This window comes from Rhodococcus sp. IEGM 1409 (genome assembly GCF_030056735.1).
In the GTDB taxonomy this organism is placed as follows: domain Bacteria; phylum Actinomycetota; class Actinomycetes; order Mycobacteriales; family Mycobacteriaceae; genus Rhodococcus_F.
Map to the genome: position 1 here is coordinate 279,936 of NZ_JASHKN010000007.1, position 18,316 is coordinate 298,251.

The window sequence follows — 18,316 nt, forward strand, 5'->3', positions numbered from 1 at the left end:
TCACATGGCACGCAACGCATACGAACTGGGCCTCGGGCTGAGCGAGGAGCACACGGCGCTTGCAGATTCGGTGCGCTCCTTCGTCGAGCGCACCATCACCACCGAGCAGGTGCGCTCGGCCGTGGAGTCGAGGACCGAGGACAAGTTCCCGCAGTTCTGGACGGCGCTGGTCGGGCAAGACCTTCTCGGGCTCGCGGTTCCGGAAGAGCAGGGTGGTCACGGCGCCGGTCTGCTGACCTTGGCCGTGGCACTGGAAGCATTGGGCCGCACTGTCTCTCCCGGCCCGTTTGTTCCGACGGTATTGGCAAGCGCCGTTCTCGGTGCCGCCGATTCCAAGGCGGGTCTGGAGTTCCTGCCCGGTCTGATCGACGGAAGCCGTACGGCAGCAGTCGCCTTGGGTGCACCGTTGGCGGCCGAGGCGTCGGACGGCGGGTACAAGGTCATGGGCGCACTCGACGGTGTACTCGGCGGAGAACATGCCGACGTGCTGCTGGTTCCGATCCAGTTGCCCGAGGGCGTTCGCTACGCGGTGCTCGAGAGCAGCGCAGTCTCGATCACCGTGCAGGACAGCATCGACGTGTTGCGCGGTAGTGCGCGTGTCGAAGCCGACGGTGTCCTCGTCGGCGCCGAACGGGTACTCGACGGTCTCACCGAGGCGCGGGTACGGTCCATTGCCGCAGTCGTTCTCGGTGCTGAAGACGTCGGCGTCATGTCCTGGTGCGTCTCCACAGCCTCGGAGTACGCCAAGACGCGTGTGCAGTTCGGGCGACCCATCGGCCAGTTCCAGGGCGTCAAGCACAAGTGCGCGCAGATGGGCATCGCGCTCGAGCAGGCACGCGCCGTTGTGTGGGATGCGGCAAGCGCATTGGACAAGGGCGACGACACGGCAGATTTTGCCGCCGACATCGCCGCAGTCATCGTTCCCGACGCTGCAGTGCAGGTTGCGCAGGACTGCGTGCAGGTCCATGGCGGCATCGGCTTCACGTGGGAGCACGACGCACACCTGTACTACCGCCGCGCGCTCTCGATCCGTGGCATTCTCGGCACCCGCGAGGATCGTGCCAATCGTGTTGCGCAGCAGGCGCTTGGCGGTGTCAGCCGGGCTTCGGTTCTCGAACTACCGCCCGAGGCGGAGGAGATCCGCGGCGACATCGCGGCCGACCTTGCCAAGCTGGTCGATCTCGACGAGGACGATCAGTTGATCGCACTCGGTGACGGCGGCTGGGTTCAGCCGCACCTGCCGAAGCCGTACGGGCGCAGCGCTGCTCCGCTCGAGCAGATCGTCATCTCCCAGGAGATCAAGGCTGCCGGGATCGCGATGCCGCAGCTCCTCATGGGCGGATGGGCTGTGCAGGCGGTAGTTGCTCACGGCACGGACAAGCAGAAGCAGGAACTGGCAGTGCCGACGCTGCAGGGCGAGCTGGTGTGGTGCCAGCTCTTCAGTGAGCCCGGTGCGGGTTCCGACCTCGCATCACTGTCGACGAAGGCCGAAAAGGTCGACGGCGGTTGGAAGATCACCGGTCAGAAGATCTGGACCACGGTTGCTCAGTTCTCCGACTGGGCAATGCTGATCGCCCGCACGGATGCCGCCAAGCCGAAGCATCAGGGCATCACCTACTTCGTGCTCGATATGTCGACACCGGGCATTACCGTCCGCCCGCTGCGTGAGATGACTGGCTCGGCGCTGTTCAACGAAGTCTTCCTCGACGACGTTTTCATCCCCGACGAGAACGTGGTCGGCGAGGTCAACGACGGTTGGAACGTCGCACGTACGACGCTGGCCGGCGAGCGCGTCGCGCTCAGCCAGAAGATGGAGGCGTACGCCTCGGACTCCGATCTGCTGAAGTTCGCGAAGTCAGCAGATCTGAGCCCGATCGGTCGCTACCGCGTCGGCGAGCTGGTTGCCGAGAGTCAGGCGATCGATCTCATCGGCTCCCGCGTTGTGCTCAAGCAACTTTCGGGAATCGACGTGAGTACGACGTCGAGCGTCGGCAAGCTGTTGGCGATGAAGATCAGCCAGTCGATCGCCGAGTTCGTCGTCGCCGAACTGGGTGCTGCCGGAGCGGTCAGCATCCCAGGTCAGCCCAGCGACAAGGCGATGGAGCAGCTCATTTCGGGCCGGGCCACCACCATCTACGGTGGCACAACGGAGGTGCAGCTCAACGTGATCGGTGAGCGCATGCTCGGGTTGCCGCGAGACTGACAGTTTCTACCGGGTGGGGCTCAGTCCTGGATTCGTCTCCAGGGCTGAGCCTCTTCCAGTTCGAAGGCCAATTCGAGGAGCGTGCGCTCGTCGCCGAGATCGGCGGAGAAATGCGAAGCCAACGGCAAACCATTGCTGGTCTGGTGCATCGGTAGCGAAATCGCGGGACCCCCGGAGATGTTGTTCAGCGGCGTGAACGACGTGTACGCGATCAACTTGTCGAAGAGTTCCTCGAAAGGCTGAGCGGGAGAGAGGTATCCGAGTTCGGGGGTGGTGTGCCCCAGGGCCGGCGAGAGCACGACGTCGTACTTCAAGAACATGGCGCTGTACTGCTGCTGGAGGCGTCGCAGGCGGTAGAGCACGCGCGGCGTCTTCACGAGGTTCTTCCGGTACAGCGTGTAGAGGCCCTTGGTGAGATTGTCGGTGCCGGACTTGTCGAAGTCGGGCCCGAGCATTTGTTTGCCACCGGTGGAGATGGCAAACGACAAAAAGCCCCAGTAGATGCTGAAGTCGTCGATGAATTCCGGGCCGACGGGCAATGCCGCGTCCTCGACATGATGGCCAAGGCTTGCAAGGAGTTCGGCCGTAGCTTCGACGGACTTGCGGGTCTCGTCGTCCGTCTTGGTGACGGTCACGGAATCGGCGATCACGCCGACGCGCAATCGGGTTGAGCTGGGCCCTTCGATCAGGCGAACCGGTGCGAGTCGCGGATTGCGGTAGTAGTTCTCAGCCGCAGACATCCATCGTGCAGTGTCGCGCACAGTGCGAGTAACGGCGCCCTGAGCGATCAACCGGATCGGCATCGACTTGTCGGCCGGATCGGCGACAGTACGACCGCGGGTGGGCTTGAGCCCGACCAGTCCGCAGGCAGCAGCGGGGATGCGAATCGATCCACCGCCGTCGTTGGCGTGCGCAATCGGGAGTACGCCGGCAGCAACAAGCGCGGCCGCGCCACCCGAGGAGGCACCCGGCGAGTACGCCGGATTCCACGGGTTGTGGACGGGTTCTTCCGTCATGTATTCGGTGGAAGCGCTGAATCCGAACTCGGGTAGTCGAGTCTTGCCGATCGAAATGGCCCCAGTGGAGAGGAACTGTTTCGCGAAATCGCTGTCAGCTTTGGCGGGGACCGCGGTGAAGGCGGTGCTGCCCTGCTGGGTGGGAAGGCCGGCGCTGTCGGTGTTGTCCTTGATTGCGGTGGGGACACCCGCAAACACGCCCTTGGCGGGCCGGTTGCTTCTGACGAGGGCACGATCGAAATCAGTGCAGGCCAGACCGTTCAATTGCCCCTGCACTGCCTCGGCGCGGGCGATCGACGCCTCCATGACTTCCCGTGCGGTCACCTCGCCCGATTCGATCCGGGCGGCGACGCCGGTGGCGTCGAGGTCGTCCAGGGCGTCGTCGGTGAAGGCGTGGACGGGGGTGTTCGCAGTCATGGGGATCCTTGTCAGGCGGAGGCACTCAGGTCGTCCGTCCAGCATATTGGACGGACGACCCCTGAGTGGCGCTATCTGTGGATTGCGGTATCAGCTACCGAAGATCGTCACTGCTTGCTCGGCCGCCTGCGGCGCCTGCTGGAACACGCCCTGTGGGATGAACTGCTGCGGAATGAACTGCTGGGGGCTCAACTGCTGGAAGTTCGTGACCATCGGGTGGATGACGTTGTTGAATACATCGTTGAACATGCGTTGTGTCCTTCGGTTACAGCGTTTTTCGAACTTCTGACTCCATCGACACTAAGCAAGGTTCTGGCGAGTTTCAACGAAAATTGCTGATACACAGTCAAGTTCAAGTTCATTGCCAGCTGGGGGCCAGGAACCGACGTTTCTTCACAGCTTCGACGCTGCGCCGTGCAGGTTCTTCGCTGTCGGGGATGTCTCGACGGACTTGGGATCGGGGTACGTGCCCAGTACGCGATCGGCAGTTCCCGCGGTGGTGACGGTGAACCAGTAGTGCTCGTTCTTGAAGTGGTGGTTGCGGTGATTGCGCCAAACCGACCGGTAGAGAGCAGTTTTCGGCTTGTAGTCACTGTGGATGAGGAAATGTGTCCACTCGTAACCGAGGCCGAGTACGGAAATGCAGGTCAGGAACGTCAGACCGAGTTCGACGCGGGGAAACGCCAGGAGGGCGACGGCCGTCAGAACCGGAATCACGATCAGGAGCGTCTGCCACGGAATGAAGATGAGTGAGACGGTTCGCGGCGCAAAGTGGTGCTCCCGATGGCTGCGCGCCAGCCGTGAATCGAGTGTCACGCCGGCAATGGTCCGCGGCTTCCAATGTAGAACGAAGACGTGAATGATCCACTCCACGAACGGGAATGCGGCGATCATCACGAGCGGAACAAGTGCGTCGGTGATCTGCCAGTCGCCCAATGCGATGCGCGCCGTTGCTGCGGCCAGCAGCATGGTGCCGATCATCCACGGCGTCGGTGACTTACGAAACGTCCGTGCGGCATCGGCCAGAGTGAGAGGCTTGCTCATGGTTTCAGTCCTTCCAGGAAGGTGAGAGCGTCGCCGATTGCCGTCGTGCCGGTGTGGAGCAGCTTCGCTGCCAGGGCCTCGGCGGCGGGCTCGTCGTGTGAAGTGATGGCGGAGGACAGTTTTCGATACAGATCAGTTTGGCCGACTTCGGCCACCATGACGGAGGCAAGTGCCGTCATTGCCGGCTCGTATGCAGCTCGAAGGCTGTTGAAGATCAAGCGGAAGGCTATGGAATCTGCGCTGTCGACGACGACGTCCCAGAAGGCCAGGGCGCGGTCTTGCAGCTCTACTGGATCTTCGGTAGCGCCTAGTTGATCCACGGCCGTGTCGAGTTCTCGGGCGGATTCCGCGGAGATGCGACGAGCCGCCAGCACCGCGATCTGCGGTCCCATCAACTCGCGAGTTTCCAGGACGCTGCGCACCACCGTCAGGTCGGGGACACCGTCGCGAACCAGCAGCTGGGGGAGAAGTTCTGGTCCGGCCTGGCGTCGAAAATCGCGCACCGACGTGGACTCGCCCTGGCGGACCTCGACGAGTCCGGCTTGGGCGAGCTTCTGAATTGCCTCTCGGACCGCCGGCCTCGAGACACCGAATGCCTCGGCGAGTTTGCGCTCGCTGGGTAGTGCCTCACCGGCAGCCAGCTCTCCGGCCAGCACCTTCACGGAAATCTGGTCGAAGACTGCGCCGGAGGCCGAGGTACGTGCAACGGGTTGGAACATGTACCGACCATAAACGCTTACTGGTTGGAGGTCAAGTGGTATTACCAGTTTGGGTAGCGGCGCAGGTGCTCTCGGGCAGGTGGAAGTGCCCGCCAACCCGCAACGAGTGGTCAGTGCCGATTACTACACGGGCCCCGCGATGTTCGACGCCGGATTAACCTTATCTCCCTGGGGAAGCATGTGCAGGAATCACGCGCTCCGTGCAAGGGCGCCCAATGCGGCCGCGGTCATTGCCGTGACACCTTCGGGTAGAGCCGCGGCGGGATCGGGGGCGAAGCGCGGCGAATGATTCGACGGCGTGCCGGGTGGTATCCGTCCCTCGGCGAGCGCCGCAAGAGCGTTTCCGTCGAAATTTTGAAGTGCAGTTCCGCCGAAATGCCAGAACACGGAGGGGCATTGGGCCGCAGTGCCGAAGATGCCGAAGTCCTCGCTACTCGAAAGTGGTTGTGACAGAGTGTGCATTCCCAAGCCGGCCTGTCGCAGGTCAGACATCACTGTGGACGTTGCATCCGGAGTGTTGACCGTAGCCGGAAATCCGTTGTACGCATGAACGTCCGGTGGCTGGACGGCGCCGGCCCCGTCCGCTTCTGCACGGGCGATCCGGCGTACCGATTCGAGCATGTTTTCTCGTGACGAAGCGCTGAAAGTCCTCAGGCTGAGCAGTAGTTCGGCCTCATCGGCGACGATGTTTGCAGCCGTGCCGGCGTGCAAGGCTCCGACGGTGAGCACAGGTGCCGTCGGGGTTGCCGCTTCGTGAGCAACAAGACTTTGAACGCGAAGCGCGAACGACGCTGCCATCAACAAGGGGTCGATGCATGCGTACGGAGAGGACGCATGTCCACCACGGCCGTGAAAAACCACTCGAATCGTGTCGGATGCTGCCATCAAGATGTCGGGTCTGCTGACCAACATCCCAGCAGGAGTCGGGCCTACGTGTTGCCCCAGGCAGAGGTCCGGTCGCGGGAAGCGGTCGAAGATTCCGTCGTCGACCATCGCACGAGCGCCGGAGCCGGTCTCCTCGGCAGGCTGGAAGACCGCGACGATAGTCCCGGTGATCGATGTCGGATCCGCGGAAAGCGCTGCGCACGTGGCAAGTAGCGCGGTCACGTGGACGTCGTGGCCACACGCGTGCATCACCCCATCCGTCTTGGAGGCGTAGGACAGACCGGTGTCTTCTGCGACCGGCAGCGCGTCCATGTCGGCGCGTAGCAGGACCACCGGACCACTACTCCCTTCGAGAACACCGACGACACCCGTACCGCCGACTCCGACCGTGACGTCCCAGCCGCCGATCCGCCGAAGTTCTTCGGCAACAATTGCGGCAGTGCGAGTTTCGTCGCCGGACAACTCGGGGTGTGCATGCAGGTCCCGGTACAGATCGAACCAGTGCGGCTCGACGGTTCGCAACCGTGACGGGTCTCCGAACTCGAGATTCGAAAGCAGTTGGTTCATGGTCGATCTTCTTTCGGTTGGTGAGATCAGTTGGCGGTTTTCAGTTGCACCAGATTCAGCATCTTTTCTCGGGTTTGCGGCGCTGCCATTACCGCGATAATCGCCACGACGGGCCCGAGCGCGAGCGAGACGAACGCTGCTGACCAGGAGAGATGGTCCACGATGAATCCGAACACGAGCGGTGCGACTATTCCGGCGACCATGCCGCCGAAAATGATCATCGACGAGGCGGCCCCGACCACCGACGAAGGCAGAGCTCGCAGTGGCAGTGCAAAACACGGCATGAAAGCGAAAGAGGCAGCGGCAGATCCGAGGGTGACGAGAACGACGAACAAGGCCGTGTTGGAGACGAAAGGAATCGAAACGAGCATCACGATGCACGCGAGCATGGGCGGCACCACGACGATACGGCTGTTGCCTGCAAGTCGATCCGAGATTCGCCCGCCGATGACGGTGGTCACGGCCGCTACCACGGTTGCCGGGATGAGAAGGAGGCTTGCACTCGAAAGGGCGATTCCACGTTCGTCATGCAGGTAGGACGGAACCCAGGACGACATCCCCCAGATCACGAAGTCGTATCCGAAGAACATCAAGGCGAAGAGCCACATAGCGCGGGAGTGAAGTACGGTGTGCATGTTGTCCCAGGAAGAATCCGGACCGTGGTCGATCTCCGCTGGAAGTGCGGGAGGGAGCCACAACTTGATGCTGACGAGCGAGAGTACGCCGAGCGCAGCGACGGCCAGGAACATCCCACGCCAGCCGATCAACGGGAGGAGCGCTGCCGCAACAACAATGGCGAGCAGCGTGCCGACGGCATTGGAGCTGTTCATCCAGCCTGTGGCTGTGGCACGTTGCTCCGGGATGCTGCGCTCGGCGACGAGCTTTACAGCAGCGGCCGGAAACACGCCCTGCGCGAAACCGAAGACAAAGCGAACAACGAGAAGTGAACCGAACGACCACGCAAGCGCTGTGAGGCCGGTGAAGACACTCCACGCCACCAACCCGATGAGGGCCATCCGGACTGCGCCGTATCGATCGGCGAGCAGTCCACCAGGCAGTTGGGCCAGCGTGTAGGCGATGAAGAACGTGGAAATGATCAACCCGCGCTGGGAGTAGTCGAGATCGAACTCCTCACCGAGCAAGGGGAGGGCGAGGTTGATCGCCAGCCGATCTATGTAGTCGATCGCATAGGCGACGAACAGCAGCGCGACCGTGACTTTGGTGGAGCGAAGCACTGGGCCTCCAAGTGGTGAACCTGTGAAGTGATTCACACATCTTTGGCAAACATGCAGTGGTCACCAGCCGGAATGCAGCAATCCGGCAATAATTAGCCCATGAAGCCGGAATCCGACGCATTTGTCATCGCGGAATCTGATCTGGAGATCATCAACGCACTCCAACTCAACCCCCGCGCCTCGTGGACACAGTTGTCGTCGGTACTCGACATGGATTCGACGACGATCGCCCGCCGGTGGCGTCGACTCGTCTCGAACGGTCATTCGTGGGTCAACGCGGTCGCAATCGGCCGAACCCACATCTTCGGTTATCTCATGATCAGGACGACTCAGGATTCGGTTGCCGACGTGGGGGAACTGTTACGTCAACTGTCCTGCGCCTATCTGTTGGCCAGGACGGAAGGTGAGTTCGAGTACTTCGTCGGTGTAGTGTCCGCTGACCAGAAGAGCTTGGACACCTTGGTGTGTGAGCACCTTGCCGCCGACCCTGGAATTCTGTCGATCAGAAGTCGGGTAGGGGTGAAGGTGTACCGCGACGGCTTCAGTTGGGAACCGGGCGCTCTGGGGCAAGCAGGTCGCGCGCGGCTGGCAACGGCATCGACGCAGGTGGCTGCGGCGCCGGCAGACCCGACAGAGTTCCGCGAGTCCGACGGTGCACTGTTGGAAGCTCTCGGCCGCGACGGACGTGCCAGCTATGCGCGCCTCGCCGCGATTTGTGGAACGAACGAGACTGCGATTCGCCGGCGCTTGGCGCAGCTGACTGCGTCGCAACAGTTGATTTTTCGCTGCGATGTCTCGCAACAGGCTGTCGGTTCACCGTTCGAAGTGATCTTCGACGTCGCTGTGGACGGTTCCACCGACGAGCTCGGCCAACTTGTGTCGAGTTGGCCGGAGATCAGATTGTTGGTGGCGACCACCGGAACGGCGAACATGTTGATCAGCGTGTGGTTGAGCAGTCTCACCCAGAGTCTTGTCGTTGAGGATCGACTACGTCGAATCGGTAGTGTGCGCATCCTCGATCGGCGCGTCTCGCTCTACCCGATGAAGCGATTCGGGCAGCTACTCGGCCCCAGCGGAGTGGCAGAAGGTCATGTGCCGGTCGCGATTTGGGGTGCCGGCGGCATTCTTCGTTGAGCGTCAGTCGATCGGGGTCCGATTCTCGTCGACGAGTTGTGGATCAGAGTCGGTCGCGCGGGAGCGCTTCCACGCCATCCGGGCCAGCGCACCCGCCACGGACACTGCGAGGACAACGCCACCGCCGATGATGCCGGCCGCCGAGTCCGGGAAGATGCCCTCGAGAAGCAGCCAGACGCCGAAGACGAAGAACAGCACCGCGGCACCGATCTTGATGAATCCCTCCGGAAGGTGCTTGCCCAGCACCGAGCCGACGATGATGGCCAGAGCGTCGGCTGCCACCATGCCGACGGTCGATCCGATCCAGATACCGATCCAGTCGTTGTCGGTGGCAAGAGTGATGGTGGCGAGCATGGTCTTGTCACCGAGTTCGGCCAGGAAGAACGCCGACGCGACGGCGATGAAGGCGGACCGCGTGACGCGACCGGCCTTGTTCTGTTCGTCGTCGGTGAGATCGTCACCGCGCAGGGTCCAGAGGCCGAAGATCAGGAATGCGATACCGCCGACGATCGATATTGCCGCAGTCGGAAGTGCGACGCCGACGTAGTGGCCGACGGCGACCGAGACCAGGTGAACAAGGGTGGTGGCCACGGTGATTCCGCCGAGAACGACCCACCAGCGATAGCGCAAGGCAAACGTCATTGCCATCAGTTGCGACTTGTCGCCGAGTTCCGCGACGAAGATGACGCCGAAACTCAAAAGTATTGCGGCAAGCAAGATTTACTCCTCCGGTCGGTGTAGGTCGGAGGAAAAATGCGAGCCTCCGGCCTGGGCAGGCGCAGCGGGTGCGCTTGTCCGGCCGAAGGTCTCGCCCACCGGGGCCGCAGGACCTTCGGTTCGCCAGGCCGGGTGCTTCGCGATCCGCACATGACGGAGCGCGTCGAACCAGTATGTCGACACAGGCGATTGGGGGCTACTCCCCTTCGTTGCTACCCACGTTAGCGCTCCTGAAGCGAATTGGCAAAGCGCACAGCAAGTTTGGGAGTCCGAACTTATCGCTTACCGAGGCCGTCACGAAGCGAGGAGCATGGCCAAAACAGCGGTGTCGGGATCGCTGATCGGGTCGATGCCGACGCGGCTGATCATGGAGACGACTGTGCCGTCCGGCTCTGCCTCGACCCAGGCTGCACGATGCTCCAAGCCCAGGTAGGGAAGGCCTGGCAGTAGTACGCACCCCGACGCGCTTCCCTCGCATTCCGGCAGGCTGGAGGTGGTTTCCGACGGCGGGTGCAGCATGATCAGGGCCGGTGGCTGGTGGTCGGAGAAACGGCCGGGTGTCAGGGCAAAATCGCCAAGCACCGGACCTTCGGCAACCACCAGACCGACAGTGCCCGGCTGCGGGTCCTCGGGAACGTCCTCACGAACCCCGAAAACCGTCGTCGTCGGCAACAAACCCGGCATCGAGGCCACTCGGACAGCCAAGGCGAGAAGCTGCGCCCACTCCTGGGTGGTGTCCGGCCACCGACCCGAAATGACGAACCCCTGTAAAGACCCAGCGGCTTGGAACGGAGAAATGCCTATTGCTTCGTTTCTGTTCATTTCTGTTCCTCCCTCGGTGCTGGGGCAAATCTCGGGCAGACGCGCATGCGTCGGTCCGGCACACCTCGTTGGGTAATCGAAATATGCACCCATTCGGTACTGGCACACAAGACGGGGAGAGTGCCAGCCAGGTTTGCGCTGGTGAGGGCGGTGGTATGCGCAGGCATGACTCTGTCGAAGAACCGTTCTCGGCTGGAAGACCTGGCAACGCAGGCGTGGATCTTCGGATATCCCCTGTTGATTGCGGCGGTATCGCGTGACGTCATGACGGCGACGCCGACCCCGGTGGCGATGAAAGCCCCGCTCAACCAGTTCGCTTACGCGCGTACAACGCCCGACGCGACCTTCACCGATGTCGTCTCACCCAATGCGGACACTCTCTACTCGTCGGGGTGGCTGGACGTGTCGACGGAACCGCAGGTGCTCTCATTGCCGGACTTCGGAACGCGGTACTGGCTGGTGCCCATCCTCGACGCGTGGAGCGACGTGTTCACGGTGCCAGGATCTCGGACGGTGGGACGCACCGGGGGGCCGTACCTGGTGGCCGGGCCGAATTGGAAAGGCAACGTGCCCAAGGGGTTGACGCTGCTGCGTTCTCCGACGGCAATGAACTGGATAGTCGCCCGCTATGCGACGTCGGGAGGAACGGACGTGGCTGAAGTGCACAGCCTGCAGGACCGGACGCGACTCACACCGCTGTCGGGGTGGACGGGTGACCCGCAGGACTACACGCCCGGTGACGTGCCGGTGAACGCTGCCGTCGACACCCGGACGCCGCCGGTGGACCAGGTGGCCGCCATGGACGGCGAGGCCTTCTTCACCACCCTCGACGCACTTCTCGACGACAATCCTCCCCGCCCGGAGGATACCGAGATGATGAAACAGCTGTCCGACATAGGAATCGGCTCCTCGCTGCCCTGGAAGTCTCGTCCGCAAGAAGTGCGCGATGCCCTCGACCGAGCTGCGCGAACCGGAATGGACGTGCTGAGCGAGATCGCCAAAGAGGCCGAGGGAAGTCCGAAGAACGGCTGGACAATGCACCGCGGCCTCGGTCACTACGGAACCCATTACGCTCAGCGGGCTTTGATCGTCTGGCTCGGTTTCGGGGCAAACCTCGACGCTGATGCCGTGTATCCGCACGCCACCACGGACGTCGACGGGAAGCCGCTGACCGGCGCGAAAAAGTACGTACTGCACTTCGAGAAGGACGAGCTGCCGCCGGTCGAGGGCTTCTGGTCGCTCACGATGATGAACGAGCGGCAGTTCTTCGTGGACAACCCGATCGACCGATACGCCATCGGCGATCGAAGCGATCTGGTGTTTGCCGACGACGGTTCCCTCGACATCTACCTCCAGCACGAATCCCCTGGTGGCGAGAAGGAGCGCAACTGGTTGCCGGCTCCGTCCGGTGACTTCAACGTCTTTCTGCGCCTGTACTGGCCGAAGGCCGCAGTGCTGTCGGGATCGTGGACCGCGCCCGGTATTCGGGAAGCAGGTATTCGGGAAGCAGGCTGAAGGTCCTCCCGCTTCGTACCCGAAGAGCACAACTCGGTATCAGCCGCGCGTTTCGATGGGCGGAAAGGTCACGACAGCCATACGATCTGTCGGTATTGCCCTGTTTGAAGAGCTGTTGAATCGGTCAGAGACACCCGCTTGCTTCGGAGGCTACTGATGGTCACGCAGAACCCGTTCATGCAGTACGGCAAGGAGATCTGGTGGATGATCCTGATCCGCGGAATCTTCGGCGTGATCTTCGGAATCATCGCACTGGTGTGGCCGGGAATTACCGTGGTGGCCTTGGTCTTCCTGTTCGGTATCTACTCCATTGCCGACGGCTTGATCACGATCGTTCGAGCCATCCGGGACCGCGAACACCTGAGTTCCTGGGGATGGTGGGTCTTCACGGGCGTCGTTTCGGTGGGAGCCGGTGTGGTCGCGCTGGTCTGGCCGGGCATCACGGCGCTGGTGCTGCTGTACATAATTGCCTTCTACGCCATCATGTTCGGAATCTTCGGAATTGTCGGCGCCTTCAAGATGAAGGCGCTGCCCGGATCCAGTTGGGGATGGTTGCTCGCAGCCTCGGTGCTCGCTGTCATCTTCGGCATCATTCTTCTCATCGCGCCCGGCGAAGGCATCACCAGCCTCATCTGGTTGTTGGGTTGGTACGCAATCTTTTTCGGCCTCTTCATGATCGTGGGAGCATTCCAGATCAGGAGCCGGGCAAAGGAAGCCGGTGTTCTCTAAGAAGGGAAAGCCGGCCGTCGCGGCTCCCGCTCCGATCCCCACGCTGTCCGGTAATGAGAACTGGTCGATCCCTCGCGGTTTGATCGTCCTTCTCGGTATTGCGGCCACCGTGGTTGCCGTCGGCGGAATGAAGGCGTTCGGGGGGATCCTCGGGCCGGTGTTCCTCGCACTGGTACTGACGATTGCCGTTCAGCCCATTCAGGATTGGGCGCAGCGACGAGGGTGGCCCAAGTGGGTCGGGATGTTGGGCTCGCTTGTCACCGTCTACCTGATTCTGCTCGGACTGGCCGCGTCGTTGATCGTGTCGACGGCGCAGTTGGCGACGATCCTGCCCCAGTACTCCGAGGAGATGACCAACCTCCTCAACGAGGGTCGCGACAAGTTGGCCGACTTCGGAGTCAGCACCGACCAGATCCAAAGCACGCTCAGCAGTATCGATCTCACGAAGGTAGTGGGTGTACTCGAAAGCGGGCTGGAGGGACTGCTCGGCATTCTGTCGGATCTGGTGTTCATCCTCGCGCTGTTGCTGTTCATGGCCTTCGACGGCATGAGTATCCGCTCGCGGTTGCACGTGCTGGCCGATCAGCGTCCCGAAATCTCCTACGCGCTCTCCACCTTTGCCGCAGGGACTCGCAAGTACCTGGTTGTCTCGACGGTATTCGGCCTCATCGTGGCGGTACTCGACGGTGGCGCGCTGTGGCTGATGGGCATTCAGCTACCCGTTCTGTGGGCGCTACTGTCCTTCATCACCAACTACATCCCCAACATCGGGTTCGTCATCGGCGTCATCCCGCCGGCGCTTCTTGGGCTCTTGCAGGGCGGACCCTGGCTGATGCTGTGGGTGATCGTCGTCTACTCCGTCATCAACTTCGTGATCCAGTCCATCATCCAACCCAAGTTCGTCGGCGACGCCGTCGGACTGTCGGTGACGATGACGTTCCTCTCACTTGTCTTCTGGTCGTGGGTTCTCGGGGCGCTCGGAGCGCTGCTGGCGATCCCGCTTTCGTTGTTGGTGAAAGCAGTCCTGCTCGACATCGACCCAGCCACACGCTGGGCCGACGTCCTGATCAGCGGGCCCCGGGACATGCCGAAGGAGAAACCCGAGGAGCCTGAAAAGCCTGCAACGCCCACACGCTAGGGCTCTCAGTGTTTCTACAAGTTGTTGCTTTATCGTCTCGCCCATGAGCGCCGAGAACACCACCGAGAACACCCACCGCCAGCCGTCACGCCTCGGTCGACGGTTGGCGGTGAGTGGTGTGGCGGCGATAGTCGCAGCTGCGGTCGCGGGGATCGGCTTCGTGATCTTCGCGGGCGGTGGTGCTGACAATTCGCGCACCGTCGCGATCGTGAACGCCGATGCCGGAACCACGCTCGACGGCAAGGAACTTCGGGCGGGTGACACGCTGGTCGACACCCTGGGCAAGAATGAAGATTTCGACTTCCAAGTGGTCGACAGCCCGGACGGCAACTACTTCGCGACGTTGACGGTGCCGGAAGACTTCAGTGAATCCGTTGCGTCGATGTTCGGCACGGATCCCCGCCAGGCGAGTGTCGAGCTGGCGGTGAAGGGCTCGGATCCGGAGAGGTCGACCGAACTGACTCGGGCGGTCTCGGCGCAGGTCGGCGCCGACGGAATCAAGGGTTTGTTGGCTCAGACATCGGCCGCCAGACGCTCGATCGATCAAAACCTCACCACCGCACAGATTCTGGTCGCCGGAACCAACGAGGCCGTAAAGTCCATCGATCAGGTGAAGGCAGGCGCCGGCACACTGCTGCCGTATCTCGAGACCGCACGGTCCGGGGCGTTGGAGCTGATGAGCGTGGCGGAACAGGTATCCGGTGTTGTCGATCAGGCGTCGGGATCGGCGGAAGAGTTGGCCACGCGCGCTGATTCGCTGGGCTTGACGCTGGGGGAGGCGTCCTCCTCGACCGCGGAATTGAAGGCACGAATCGACACGTTGCAGACTGCGTTGAACGGCCTCCCGATCCCGCCTGACGTGACAGCGCAACTGGCCGGTGTGAGTTCGGATCTCGGTGCGCTGAATGCGCAATTGGGCACCGTTCCGGCGCTGTTGGGTGGTTCGGTCGGACCCGATACGGAACTCGGTGATCTAGTCCGCACCGCCGTCGGGCAGCTGCAAGGGGCGAGTGATCAACTGAGCAGTGCTGCCGGACAATTGAACGACGGACTCATCCCCATCGCCGATCAGGCGCCGCAGATGCTCGGTGACGTGACCGACCAGATCACCCAGGGATTCACGACGCTGCAAGGGATCGCCAAGTCATTGGTCACGGGCCTCGACGGCGCAAAATCCGGCATTCCCGCGATGACCACTCCGCAGCAGGTTCAGCTGACCTCGGTGCTGTCGGATCCGGTGGCCGTGAATCAGACCACCGCGAGCAGCGGTGACTCCGGAACTCGCACACTGGCATTGGTCTTCGGAGCTACGACGGTCCTGCTCGGTGGTGCTCTGCTGACACGAACGGCGGCGCCCCTGGTGAGGCGCCGCCGTTCGCAAGAAAAGCGTGACTAGACGATCAGTCCTGCGGTCTGGGTACGTGCACGGTCGAAGCGAGCCGAGACGTCGTTCCAGTTGACGATGTTCCAGAATGCCTTGACGTAGTCGCCCTTGACGTTCTGGTAGTCGAGGTAGAAGGCGTGCTCCCACATGTCGAGGAGCAGCAGCGGCGTGAGGCCGATGGAGATGTTGCCCTGCTGATCGTAGAGCTGGACGATGATCAGACGCTGTCCGATCGAGTCCCACGCGAGGATGGACCAGCCGGAGCCCTGGATGGCGTTGGCATTCGCGGAGAAGTGAGCGCGGAAGAGATCGAACGAACCGAAGTTGTCGTCGATCGCTGCGGCGAGTTCGCCTTCGGGCTTGTCGCCACCGTCAGCGCTGAGGTTGTTCCAGAAAACGGTGTGGTTGGTGTGGCCACCGAGGTGGAACGCCAGGTTCTTCTCGAGCAGGTTGGCCTGCGCTGCGATGGTGTCGTTCTCACGAGCCTCGGCCAGCTTCTCGAGTGCAGCGTTGGCACCTGCGACGTAGGCCGCATGATGCTTGTCGTGGTGCAGCTCCATGATCTTGCCCGAGATGTGCGGCTCGAGGGCTGCATAGTCGTAGGGGAGTTCCGGCAACGTGTAAACAGACACGAGGGTCCCTTCTTTGCGGGCTGGTGAGCCCTGGTGCTTTAGAGTGCGTCGATCACCGGTCACGGCGTGACGTCACTCGCGTATGTGCAAATCATTGTTCGGGTTTCCACCCAATAACATTCGTACACCGTCCGCAACAGTCCGGCTCAGGTAGTAATCACCAAAGAATAAAGTTCGGGACACCGAACTTGGTCGTATCTAAGGGCAAGCTAATATGCGCAAATTCGTCGTAAAGGTGAACGGAACCTTAAACTTGCGCGATGCCCGCACCAGTTTTCCTCCCGGAATCACCAGAGGCGGCCGCGCCTCGGGTGAATCTTCCGGGCGCTGACCTGCTGCGAGCCCTGGCGGTTGCCGCCGTGATCTACTCCCACATCTCTTTTTACGTCATCGACGATCTCGGCTCGGGTTGGTGGGTGATCGACGTCGTGTACGGCGTTTTGATCGAGCCGGCCGAACTCAACCAGCACCTCTCTTTTGTCGGCGTCGCAGTATTCATGATGCTTACCGGCGCTTTGGTGACGCGGTCCGCGATTCGCGACCGCCCCGGAAAGTTCTTGACCAACCGATTCAGTCGACTGCTGCCCGCATTCTGGGTGGCAACCGCGATTGCCATTCTTCTGGTCCGCCTCGGAATCAACGGAATGTTCAGCGGTCAGGAAGGTATTTCCGATACCGAAGCGTTGATGAGCTTTTTTCTCGGCGGATTCTTTCTCAAGCCCGAGGTAGCAGTTCTCGGAGTGACCTGGACGCTCACAGTCCAATTCCTCTTCTATCTCGCGTGCGTCGGGGCTCGTCCGATACTGCGGCTGCGCCCGATCGTCATGCCGCTCGCCGGTGGTGCGCTGTGCTCACTGGTTCTGCTCTACAACGTCTACGCGCCGCTGCCGTACACCGTGCCGATGCTGTCCAAGATCGCAGCGACGTTGCCGGCCGTCTTCCTCGGCCAGATCATGTACCTCGCGTGGGCGAAGCTCGCTCCCGGCCGCTGGCTGATCGCGGCCGTCCTCGTCCAGATGCACGTCATCATCGTGGCGACCCAGTTCCGCGTGTACTGGGCCGGCGAGCACTACCTGTGGACCATTTCGGTAGTCGCCGCAGTGGTTGTCCTCATCGGCCGTTACGACGGCGTCCCGACGCGCTGGTCGGTCGTGAAGTGGCTCTCGACGCGTAGTTACGTCATCTATCTCGTGCACACCCTGATCTTGTACCGCGTCGTCGAGAACACCGTTTTGTACGTGGGGCCGACGCTGGCTTTCGCTCTGTTCCTTCTCCTCACGGCTGCGATAGCAGAAGTCGGCTACCGCTGGGTGGAGCTGCCCGGTGCCCGCGCGGCCACGGCGTGGCGAAACAGCCGCTCGCGCGTAGCATCGAAGCATGAGCTGGTACGACGACATTCTGGGACGAGCGTCCGCAAAATCCACGCTGATCGCGCCTGAGGACGCCCTCCCCGGGCGAGAGCAGAAAATGCCGGTACCTACCGCGCACTACGTCAACGGGCATCCGTTGACGCCGCCGTTTCCGGCCGAAATGCAGACCGTCGTCGTCGGTATGGGTTGTTTCTGGGGTGCCGAGAAGGAGTTCTGGCAGCTTCCCGGTGTGTACACGACCGCTGCGGGATACGCGGGCGGCTTCACTCCCAATCCGACGTACGAAGAGACGTGCTCCGGACGTACCGGTCACACCGAAGTGGTGCTGGTGGTCTTCGATCCCGCAGTGATCTCCTACGAGCAGATCCTGGCTCACTTCTGGGAGAACCACGATCCGACGCAGGGGATGCGTCAGGGCAACGACCAGGGCTCGCAGTACCGTTCGGCTCTCTTCACGACGTCCGCGCAGCAGGAAGAAATCGCTCACGCGTCGGCCGTCGCTTTCGGTGAAAGGCTTGCCGAAGCGGGATACGGCGCGATCACCACCGAAATCGGTCCGCTGCGTGACTTCTTCTATGCGGAGGATTACCACCAGCAGTATTTGGCGAAGAATCCCGGCGGTTACTGCCCGGTGCATGCCACGGGCGTCAGTTGCCCGGTGGGATTGCTCCGTCAGGATCAGGTTCCGGCGCAGACGGATATCCTTCCGCCGAGCGAATAACTGGGAACAGGTGTTGGAGGACACATGTGATTCAGCTCGTTAACACTTGCAACTAGATCGAAACAAAG

General features: G+C 62.1%; 17 protein-coding genes. 8 read left to right on the forward strand and 9 right to left on the reverse strand.

Going from position 1 to position 18,316, the window contains the following annotated elements:
* Nucleotides 1-4: 4 nt before the first annotated feature.
* Nucleotides 5-2,203 carry an acyl-CoA dehydrogenase family protein gene (locus tag QM716_RS19800; protein ID WP_283305777.1) on the forward strand — a complete coding sequence of 733 codons (2,199 nt, stop codon included), beginning with the start codon at nucleotides 5-7 and terminating at the stop codon, nucleotides 2,201-2,203.
* Nucleotides 2,204-2,223: 20 nt separating this feature from the next.
* On the opposite strand, the gene QM716_RS19805 is transcribed toward QM716_RS19800, so the two are convergent.
* From QM716_RS19805 to QM716_RS19830, 6 genes are all read right to left on the reverse strand, one after another.
* Nucleotides 2,224-3,636, reverse strand: a complete 1,413-nt coding sequence (locus QM716_RS19805; RefSeq protein ID WP_283305778.1) for an amidase — start codon at nucleotides 3,634-3,636, stop codon at nucleotides 2,224-2,226.
* A 90-nt stretch (nucleotides 3,637-3,726) separates the two neighbouring features.
* Nucleotides 3,727-3,885: a hypothetical protein gene (locus QM716_RS19810; RefSeq protein WP_214887221.1), complete on the reverse strand. Its 159-nt coding sequence runs from the start codon at nucleotides 3,883-3,885 to the stop codon at nucleotides 3,727-3,729.
* A gap of 144 nt (nucleotides 3,886-4,029) precedes the next feature.
* Nucleotides 4,030-4,680, reverse strand: a complete 651-nt coding sequence (locus tag QM716_RS19815; protein ID WP_283305779.1) for a sterol desaturase family protein — start codon at nucleotides 4,678-4,680, stop codon at nucleotides 4,030-4,032.
* Entirely contained in the window at nucleotides 4,677-5,399 is a 723-nt protein-coding gene (locus QM716_RS19820; RefSeq protein WP_283305780.1) for a FadR/GntR family transcriptional regulator, read from the reverse strand. The genes QM716_RS19815 and QM716_RS19820 overlap by 4 nt, the downstream gene beginning before the upstream one ends.
* Before the next feature lie 189 nt (nucleotides 5,400-5,588).
* A complete protein-coding gene (locus QM716_RS19825; protein WP_283305781.1) occupies nucleotides 5,589-6,851 on the reverse strand; it encodes an amidohydrolase in 1,263 nt (420 codons plus the stop codon).
* Between the two features lie 26 nt (nucleotides 6,852-6,877).
* Entirely contained in the window at nucleotides 6,878-8,086 is a 1,209-nt protein-coding gene (locus QM716_RS19830) for an MFS transporter (protein ID WP_283305782.1), read from the reverse strand.
* Nucleotides 8,087-8,185: 99 nt separating this feature from the next.
* Between QM716_RS19830 and QM716_RS19835 the strand changes: the two genes are divergently transcribed.
* On the forward strand, nucleotides 8,186-9,220 hold the full coding sequence (locus QM716_RS19835) for an Lrp/AsnC family transcriptional regulator (protein ID WP_283305784.1): 1,035 nt from the start codon (nucleotides 8,186-8,188) through the stop codon (nucleotides 9,218-9,220).
* A 3-nt stretch (nucleotides 9,221-9,223) separates the two neighbouring features.
* Here QM716_RS19835 and QM716_RS19840 read toward each other — a convergent pair whose 3' ends face one another.
* Nucleotides 9,224-9,937, reverse strand: a complete 714-nt coding sequence (locus QM716_RS19840) for a TMEM165/GDT1 family protein (protein WP_283305785.1) — start codon at nucleotides 9,935-9,937, stop codon at nucleotides 9,224-9,226.
* 294 nt (nucleotides 9,938-10,231) lie between these two features.
* The gene (locus QM716_RS19845; RefSeq protein ID WP_230816072.1) at nucleotides 10,232-10,759 is read right to left on the reverse strand and encodes a peptidase; all 528 of its coding nucleotides are present in this window, start codon (nucleotides 10,757-10,759) and stop codon (nucleotides 10,232-10,234) included.
* Between the two features lie 165 nt (nucleotides 10,760-10,924).
* Here QM716_RS19845 and QM716_RS19850 point away from each other — a divergent pair, with 165 nt between their 5' ends.
* The 4 genes from QM716_RS19850 (at nucleotide 10,925) to QM716_RS19865 (ending at nucleotide 15,537) form a co-directional block, all read left to right on the forward strand.
* Nucleotides 10,925-12,274, forward strand: a complete 1,350-nt coding sequence (locus tag QM716_RS19850) for a DUF1254 domain-containing protein (RefSeq protein WP_283305788.1) — start codon at nucleotides 10,925-10,927, stop codon at nucleotides 12,272-12,274.
* 156 nt (nucleotides 12,275-12,430) lie between these two features.
* Nucleotides 12,431-13,003: an HdeD family acid-resistance protein gene (locus tag QM716_RS19855; RefSeq protein ID WP_283305789.1), complete on the forward strand. Its 573-nt coding sequence runs from the start codon at nucleotides 12,431-12,433 to the stop codon at nucleotides 13,001-13,003.
* The gene (locus QM716_RS19860; RefSeq protein ID WP_283305790.1) at nucleotides 12,993-14,141 is read left to right on the forward strand and encodes an AI-2E family transporter; all 1,149 of its coding nucleotides are present in this window, start codon (nucleotides 12,993-12,995) and stop codon (nucleotides 14,139-14,141) included. Before QM716_RS19855 ends, QM716_RS19860 begins: the two co-directional genes overlap by 11 nt.
* Nucleotides 14,142-14,184: 43 nt before the next feature.
* Nucleotides 14,185-15,537, forward strand: coding sequence for a YhgE/Pip domain-containing protein (locus QM716_RS19865; protein ID WP_283305791.1), 1,353 nt, complete (start codon nucleotides 14,185-14,187; stop codon nucleotides 15,535-15,537).
* On the opposite strand, the gene QM716_RS19870 is transcribed toward QM716_RS19865, so the two are convergent.
* Nucleotides 15,534-16,157 carry a superoxide dismutase gene (locus QM716_RS19870; protein ID WP_003944189.1) on the reverse strand — a complete coding sequence of 208 codons (624 nt, stop codon included), beginning with the start codon at nucleotides 16,155-16,157 and terminating at the stop codon, nucleotides 15,534-15,536. The genes QM716_RS19865 and QM716_RS19870 overlap by 4 nt on opposite strands.
* A gap of 260 nt (nucleotides 16,158-16,417) precedes the next feature.
* Between QM716_RS19870 and QM716_RS19875 the strand changes: the two genes are divergently transcribed.
* A complete protein-coding gene (locus QM716_RS19875; RefSeq protein ID WP_283305792.1) occupies nucleotides 16,418-17,596 on the forward strand; it encodes an acyltransferase family protein in 1,179 nt (392 codons plus the stop codon).
* Nucleotides 17,535-18,248, forward strand: coding sequence for a peptide-methionine (S)-S-oxide reductase MsrA (gene msrA / locus QM716_RS19880; protein ID WP_283305793.1), 714 nt, complete (start codon nucleotides 17,535-17,537; stop codon nucleotides 18,246-18,248). The genes QM716_RS19875 and msrA overlap by 62 nt, the downstream gene beginning before the upstream one ends.
* Nucleotides 18,249-18,316 lie beyond the last annotated feature (68 nt).